This window comes from Synechococcus sp. F70.1, from assembly GCF_047502745.1.
Taxonomy (GTDB): domain Bacteria; phylum Cyanobacteriota; class Cyanobacteriia; order Thermostichales; family Thermostichaceae; genus Thermostichus.
On record NZ_JANSJL010000095.1, the window covers coordinates 23,746 to 30,913 of the forward strand.

7 protein-coding genes and 1 tRNA gene are annotated in these 7,168 nt (G+C 58.7%); 6 read left to right on the forward strand and 2 right to left on the reverse strand.

The features are described 5' to 3' along the window. Positions 1 to 65 precede the first annotated feature (65 nt). Positions 66 to 416 (forward strand): hypothetical protein, encoded by a 351-nt coding sequence (locus NW860_RS09465; RefSeq protein WP_414513832.1) that lies wholly within the window; start codon positions 66 to 68, stop codon positions 414 to 416. 62 nt (positions 417 to 478) lie between these two features. Beyond that, on the forward strand, positions 479 to 706 hold the full coding sequence (locus NW860_RS09470) for a DUF2555 domain-containing protein (RefSeq protein ID WP_414394335.1): 228 nt from the start codon (positions 479 to 481) through the stop codon (positions 704 to 706). Between the two features lie 202 nt (positions 707 to 908). Here NW860_RS09470 and NW860_RS09475 read toward each other — a convergent pair whose 3' ends face one another. Then, complete coding sequence (locus NW860_RS09475; RefSeq protein ID WP_414404779.1) at positions 909 to 1,172, reverse strand: DUF4404 family protein; 264 nt, start codon at positions 1,170 to 1,172, stop codon at positions 909 to 911. 329 nt (positions 1,173 to 1,501) lie between these two features. On the opposite strand from NW860_RS09475, the gene NW860_RS09480 reads away from it, so the two are divergent. The 3 genes from NW860_RS09480 (at position 1,502) to NW860_RS09490 (ending at position 4,871) form a co-directional block, all read left to right on the forward strand. Next, complete coding sequence (locus NW860_RS09480; RefSeq protein ID WP_414513834.1) at positions 1,502 to 2,149, forward strand: SIMPL domain-containing protein; 648 nt, start codon at positions 1,502 to 1,504, stop codon at positions 2,147 to 2,149. A 40-nt stretch (positions 2,150 to 2,189) separates the two neighbouring features. After that, the gene (locus tag NW860_RS09485) at positions 2,190 to 3,062 is read left to right on the forward strand and encodes a shikimate dehydrogenase (RefSeq protein WP_414394341.1); all 873 of its coding nucleotides are present in this window, start codon (positions 2,190 to 2,192) and stop codon (positions 3,060 to 3,062) included. A 192-nt stretch (positions 3,063 to 3,254) separates the two neighbouring features. After that, entirely contained in the window at positions 3,255 to 4,871 is a 1,617-nt protein-coding gene (locus tag NW860_RS09490) for a hypothetical protein (protein WP_414513837.1), read from the forward strand. A 291-nt stretch (positions 4,872 to 5,162) separates the two neighbouring features. Here NW860_RS09490 and tgt read toward each other — a convergent pair whose 3' ends face one another. Continuing rightward, positions 5,163 to 6,260 (reverse strand): tRNA guanosine(34) transglycosylase Tgt, encoded by a 1,098-nt coding sequence (tgt, locus tag NW860_RS09495; RefSeq protein ID WP_414425318.1) that lies wholly within the window; start codon positions 6,258 to 6,260, stop codon positions 5,163 to 5,165. 121 nt (positions 6,261 to 6,381) lie between these two features. Here tgt and NW860_RS09500 point away from each other — a divergent pair. Continuing rightward, a tRNA-Leu gene (locus NW860_RS09500) sits at positions 6,382 to 6,464 on the forward strand. Positions 6,465 to 7,168 lie beyond the last annotated feature (704 nt).

Consider the following 7,168-nt stretch of genomic DNA (forward strand, 5'->3'; position numbering starts at 1 on the left):
GATGGGCAGCGCCCAGATCTTCCCGTGTTGAGGAACAAGCTGTAGCGTAAAGGGAATTACGGAACATGCGTCTAGCCTTGGCGATGGTTCTAGGGTGTTTAGCCGCCGGGATCCCGGCAAGGGCTGTCTTTGGCCAAATTGCCTATCCTTCTTACCCGGTGGGGAATACCTTGGATGAGATTCTGTTGGATAAGGGCAGGGAGGTGGATCCAGTGGCTTTCCCTGAAGAGGTGGTGCGCTCCCAGGCCAAGCGAGTCACTGCCTTCTTCACCGCTTTGCTAAACCAGCGCACTAACATCCCGCCCTTGCGCTCTTTGGATTTGCCTAGCCCCTATCAAGCCTCAGTTCGTACTCAGGCCGGCTATTACCGCGTCACCCAGACAGAGCCTGTTTTGGACGCTGAGATCCTCCGCTAGGCAAGCCGAGGAGTGGGAAACCAGGAGAGGCTAAGATTGGCTTGTAGCGTTTCAGGCTGCCTATGCCTGCCCAACCCAAGGTGAAAGCCCCTTCTAAGGGTGTGGATCCCCGCCAATTCACTGCAGCTGATGTGGCAGCTATTGCAGAGCGGCTGGAGCGCAACGAGTACCCTAACCTCTTCGACTGCCTGGAAGACTGGCGCCTACTGCAGGCCGTTGCTTTTTACTCTCCCAAGCTGGTGGCTCCTTATGCCCACTTGTTGGAGTGGGGAGAAGTGGATGAAGATTAGAGCTGCCTCTGAGTTTCTCCTTCAGCCTGCTTGACCAGGTGGGCCTAGTCGGGGCGGGTCCAATTTGGCCAGCTTGGAATGGCTTTCTCGAAGGTCTTGGATCTTGCGGCTATTGGCGGCACTCTGCTCGGGCGTCCAGGCCAGCAGTTTTTCTACCCGAATCCAAGCAGCCTTGGCTCCGGTTGTTCACTGCCTTTCGGAGCTACAAACCCATCCCTGCCAGCGTGTCGATCAGCTGCTCCAGGATCAGGGTGAGGTTGGGGTGAGAGGTTTCAAACAAGGCCAGTGCTTCTTCCAGGCGATCCTTTAGCCCTCGGTCTTGTTGGCTTCCCATCTCGGCCAGCAGCGCTTCCACTTCCTGACAGATGGCGGCAATTTGCTGCCGTTGCTTTTCCTCCAAGCCAGAGGCCTTTTGCAGCTCAACATCAAGATCATGCAGCAGCTTGCGCAGTCTTGATTCGGCCATTCTCAAGTCCCACCACCTTGCCCTAATCAAATCATACGGCTTGCCCGAGAATCTCAGAGGTGGAAGCGCCCTTAGCTGAGATAGGCAGCAACCTGGCTTCTGCTGCTCTGGGCCGATAAGGGATGGGGCAAGAACGCACCGTCTGGGTGAGGTGAGGGAACCGATGGTTGGGGCTTTTGTCCGACCGGCTAGAGGAGCGGTTGAACTCCTGGGGGGTGAAAGAAATGAAGGGGGGCAACAGCTGGAAAAGGAAGTGGGCGCCTTGGCTAGCTCTTGGGCTAGCGCTAGCCGTGTTAGCGTGGGGTGTGGTCGGCAGCAATGGAGGAGCGATGGCCAGTCCCGACAAAGGATCCCGAACGTTGACTGTAACCGGTCAGGGATCGGCTGCCGTGGAAACCTCAATTGCGGTGATCCGGCTGGGGGTAGTGATCCAAGGGGATACGGCCCAATCTGTCCAACAGCAGCTGGCTGAGCGTTCGGAGCGGCTGGTCAACCGCCTCAAAGAGCTGCAGGTCAGCGCCCTGCAAACCACCGGCATTTCCCTCTATCCCCAATACGACTACCAAAAGAGCCCGCCTCGCCTGACAGGGATCCAGGGGCAAAACCGCTTCCAATTTGAGGTGCCCATAGCCCGAGCAGGACAAGTGCTGGATGAAGCCGTGGCTGCTGGAGCCACCCAGGTGGAGTCGGTCAGCTTCCGAGCCAATGAGGCCGCCCTGTTGCAAGCACGCAGCCGGGCCCTAACCCAGGCTGTGGAAGATGCTCGACGCCAAGCCAGCGACGTGCTGGGGGCCTTGAACCTGAGCATCCGTTCCGTGGAACGCATCCAGATTCACAGCGACAGCTATGTCCAACCCCCGGTTCCTCTGGCAGGCATGGGTGGAGCGGAGTATGCCCGCCTCCAGGCAGCCACCACGCCAGTAGAAGGGGGACAACAGACAGTGCGCGCCCAAGTGACTCTTGAGATCCGCTACTAGCCGTCAAAAAGCCCAGACTTGAATCCCTGGAGGAGTGGGGGTGGAAAGACGCATTTCGGGAAGCACGCAGTTGCTGGGCCTAGTTGGGGATCCGGTAGCCCACAGCCTCTCCCCAGCGATGCACAACGCCGCTTTGGCGGCCATGGGAGAAGACTACTGCTATGTGCCCTTTCCCGTGAAGGCAGAGCGCTTGGCGGTGGCGGTGGCAGGGCTTGCAGCCATCGGGGTGCGGGGGTTTAACGTAACGATTCCTCACAAGCAGGCCATTCTGCCTTTGCTTAGCCAGGTGGAAACGCGGGCGGCAGCGGTGGGAGCGGTGAACACCGTCTACGCCTTGCCCGAGGGAGGCTGGGGTGGCACCAACACCGACATCGACGGCTTTGTTCAACCTTTGCTGGGTTTAGAGAAAGGGATCCCTGTCCTAATCCTGGGATCTGGCGGGGCGGCGCGGGCGGCCATCCAGGGCTGTTTGGAGTTGGGGCTGGGGCCAGTGCGGGTGGCTGGGCGATCCCTTGAGAAGTTACAGGCCCTGCAGCAAACCTGGCCGCAGCTGGAGACGCTAAGCTGGGCCGAGCTGGATCGCCGCTTGCCCGAAACTCGCCTTGTGGTCAACACTACCCCCGTGGGCATGCAGAAGCCGGGCTCTGCTACTGAACTTTCCCCTCTTAGCTCGGAACAACTGGCCCTATTGCCTGCCGGCGCCGTTGTTTATGACCTCATCTATGTACCGGATCCCACGCCGCTGCTGCGCATGGCGGCTGAGCTGGGCCACACCCCCATCAGTGGTCTGGAGATGCTGGTTCACCAGGGGGCCAAAGCTCTCTCCCTCTGGCTGGGGGGCAAGCCTGTGCCGGTGGAGGTAATGCGGCAGGCAGCTCGACAGCAGTTGGCTAAGTACCGAATTGAGTCTTGACCTCAGAAGATGCGAAAGTCGGGGGATATCGAGTTCTGGCGGTGTTGTCCTTTGGCTTGGCTAGGCGGGAACAATTGCCTTTGGTTTGCCGATCTCTAGGGAGAGACGGGGCTAAGGCTTCTGTAGGAGTTAAGGGTGTTGGGGTTGCCAAGGCAGCAGTGGAAAAAACCCGGAATCCCCTGGCTGGCAGGTGTGCTTGGCGCCCTGATACTGCTGGGGCCCAGGAGTGCTGCCCAAGCCGAATTCCAGTGGCCAGGCCATTTCTCTTTCCCAGGGGGATCTCCCCTGGCTTTTCGGCTTGACGCCTACTGCCGCCAGCCACCGGAGGAAGTGGCGCGCAAGGCTCAACTGCGCCAGCGGGCTGCCCAGTCGGATGCGGCTTGGGCCGAATACACCCAAGTTTTAGCCGAACATCGCGCTGCCTTGCTCGCCTGCCGCAGCCGCCGTTGGCCGCAAGTCCAGGCCATTTGGGTGCGCCTGCATCCTTGTGATGCCAATCCGGGCGTGCTGGATCAGGTGTTCGACCAAGTGGTGAACCTAGGCTACAACCGCGTCTTTATCGAGACCCTGCACGACGGCCGCTCCATCTTGCCGGATGGGGCAGGAGGGATCTGGCCCAGCCTGCAGCCCAATGCCGATTTGCTGGACTTGGCTCTCAAGGCGGCGCGACGGCGGGGGCTTTCGGCTTATGCGTGGGTGTCTTCCCTCAATTTCGGCTACAGCTACGGTCAGCGCCCGGATCGCCAGTCCGTCTTGGCCCGCAACGGTCGTGGCCTTGCTACCCTCTTGGATCCGGCAGCAGCCCTCCCCGAAGATTTGGGTAGCCCCGATGAAGTGTTTGTGGATCCCTTTCACCCCCTGGCGCGACGGGATCTTGCCGAGCTCATCCGCCGGATCTTGCAGCGGCAGCCGGACGGAATCCTCTTCGACTACATTCGCTATCCCCGCGGCTCGGGGGCCTCAAGCCTAGCCACTAACGTCCGGGATCTGTGGATCCACGGGGAGGGGGCCCGACAGGCCTACCTGGACTTGGCAGAAAACCCAGCGGGGCGAGCCTTGCTGGAGCGTTACCTAAGTCAGGGCTACATTACCGTAGCGGATGTTCTCCACCTGGATGCCACCTATTCTGAAGAGCCGAAGTGGCGTCGGCCAGGGGATCCCAGGCCCAGCGCGACTGAGGAATGGGTATTTTCTCCAGAGCTATCGACCTGGGTTACCCAGAGCACAGCAAGCAAGAATCGGCAGGGAGAGCAGCATTCCACCCCTGCCCATTCAGGGAAGAGCAACTTGGCTCCCACTCCTTCTCCCACGCCCACCCCTCCTGCCGCCGTTCGCCAAGTACGCTGGCAGCAGCAGCTCTGGGAGCTCAGCGTTGAGTTCGCTCGCCAGGGGGTGCTCGATTACCTTCGACAAGCTGCCCAGCTCGTCTGGAAAAGGGGAATTCCAAGCGGGGCTGTCTTTTTCCCCGATGGCAACCTGAAGGTAGGAGAGGGGTTTGATGCTCGCCTCCAGCCTTGGGATCGCTTTGATCCAAACATGGAATGGCACCCCATGGCCTATGCCAAGTGCGAGGACAGCTCTTGTGTGGTCAAGCAAGTGGAGCGAGTTTTGGCTGTAGCTTCTCCCCAAACCTTTGTTTGTCCCGCTATTGCTGGGCTGTGGGGACAAGCGCAGCGAAACCGCCCCAGTCTAGAAACTCAGATGGCAGCCCTGGCCCGCCGCTTCCCGCAGTTGTCCTGCGTGAGTCACTTCTCCCTCTCCTGGATCGAGCCGGAGCTAGAGCGCAGCCGCCGTACCTGCCAGCTTTAACGCCCGTACCAATCTAGGAGGCTGCTGTCTAAATCCTCGACTCAACCACTTGCTGCAACTGCTCCAGAAGCTCGGCCTCGGCAGCGGCGTCGTAGAGCCGTGAGCAAAGTAGCAGGCAGGCAGCTGCGGAAGATAGGCGCAGAGCTACAAAGTTGAGATTAGGGCCAGAGCGTAGCGCTCAGCGTAGTCCATTAAAGCCTGAGCCGCAGACACAACGCTGTCCTGCACAGGGTGTGCCGGCGATTAGGTCCGCGGTGGGCTTTGAAAACAAGGTAGAGACTTCTGGCCGGCTTAGCTCCAGGGATCCCAATTTTCGTGAAACTTACCTTCCAGGATGGCCTGGCGCATTTTCTGCATGTAGCGCACTAGCTCAGTGATGTTGTGGATAGAAAGCAGAGTGTAGCCCAGGAGCTCCCCTGCGCGGATGAGGTGACACAGATAGGCGCGGCTAAAGTGGCGGCAGGTGTAGCAGGGACAGTCGGGATCAATGGGATCTAGGCTGCGGCGGTGTTCGGCATTCTTGATGTTCCAGCGTTTGCCCCGGCTGATTACCGTACCATGGCGAGCATAACGGGTGGGGATCACGCAGTCAAACAAATCCACTCCAGCAGCCACTGCGGCCCGTATCTCAGCATAGGTGCCCACCCCCATAAGGTAGCGAGGGCGATCTGCGGGCAGTCGAGGAGCTACCTGCCGCACCACGGCGTGCATCAGCTCCACTGGCTCTCCTACACTCACCCCGCCAATGGCATAGCCCGGCAGATCCAACCGACAGACCTCTTCCACCGCCTGGTGGCGCAGTTCTGGGTAAACCCCTCCCTGGACAATGCCAAACAAGGCTTGATCTGAACGGCGATGGGCCTCTACACAGCGCTTCAGCCACTGATTGGTTCGCCGCACCGCTGCAGCTACCGCTTCTGGACTAGCAGGGTAGGGGGGACACTCATCAAAAGCCATGATGATGTCCGCGCCCAAGGCATTTTGGATTTGAATGGCAAGCTCAGGGGTAAAGCGAACCAGACGCCCGTCGTAGGGGGAGCGGAAGGTCACCCCTTCCTCGTCAATTTTGCGAATGGCGCTGAGGCTGAAGACCTGGAAACCCCCCGAGTCGGTGAGGATGGGGCCCGGCCAGCCCATAAAGTGGTGTAGCCCCCCTGCTTCTTGGATGATGCTCTCGCCAGGCTGCAGGTGGAGGTGGTAGGTGTTGCAGAGAAGGATGGGGGCACCGGTTTCCTTAAGCTGGGCAGGGGTGAGGGTCTTCACGTTGGCCAGAGTTCCCACCGGCATGAAGCAAGGGGTGGGAATTTCGCCGTGGGGGGTGATGAAATATCCCGCCCGCGCCTGTGTGTTGGGGCAGGTGCCCTCGCAAACAAACGTAAAAGCCGCCAAAGTTAGCGCTCTGGATCCATTGCGTGCGCAGCCGAGCTTAGCATAAGAGTAGGATCCCTTTGCAGAACCTGCCTCTGCCCTTGACAGGGATCCCTTTTCTTGGGCAGACTTATAGATCGCTGCGGAACTGGCGGAATGGTAGACGCGCTAGATTCAGGTTCTAGTGGCAGCAATGCCATCGGGGTTCAAGTCCCCGGTTCCGCATCTAAGTACAGCTAAGATCTCTGGCTTCACCTCTACTTCCTCTTACAGAGTCAGCTTCTTTTCAATTTGAGCCAGCTTAATACGGGCAAGGGCCAGGTTTCCTTTCTCTCGATCCAGGGCCAGATAGAAAAACAAGCCAGGTATATTCCTGAGTAGATACATCAGGTGGTACCTCTTCAATTCTGTCAGCGAATCCAAGGGACTCCGCAACTCGCATCTTAGCGCGGATCACCTCTGTGTTTCCGGCAACAGCCAGCTCTAGATTAGCTTCGGGAAAGGCAGGGCTGTTGGTACCCTTGTATCCCAGGCACATCCCGGTTTTCCAATCCCCCAGTGCTACCCCCAAGGCGCCATCAATGCTCAAGGCCTCTACCAGGCTATCTTGGAGCTTTTGCGTAGCTAAAGCTATCCTCCTTTTGCCGAGCTTGTGGTATCATGCTAAGCCCTTTGTTAAAAAGTTTCAACCTGAAGTTCCCATACGAACGATAGGAAATAGCCTGGTCATCTTAACTAACACCATAGACTGGAGTTTATTGTATCAATCTTCCCTGGCTTTGACACCAGTACGAATGTCGAGACTGAGATCCGACCAGCTTTTTTCTCTTCTGCCTACAGCGGATCTGGATAGGTCAGGTCTGGGCCTGTAATTTTGCCTCGTCTGACGGAGCTGCTGAGCAGGGCGAGAATGCAGACAGCTCATCCAG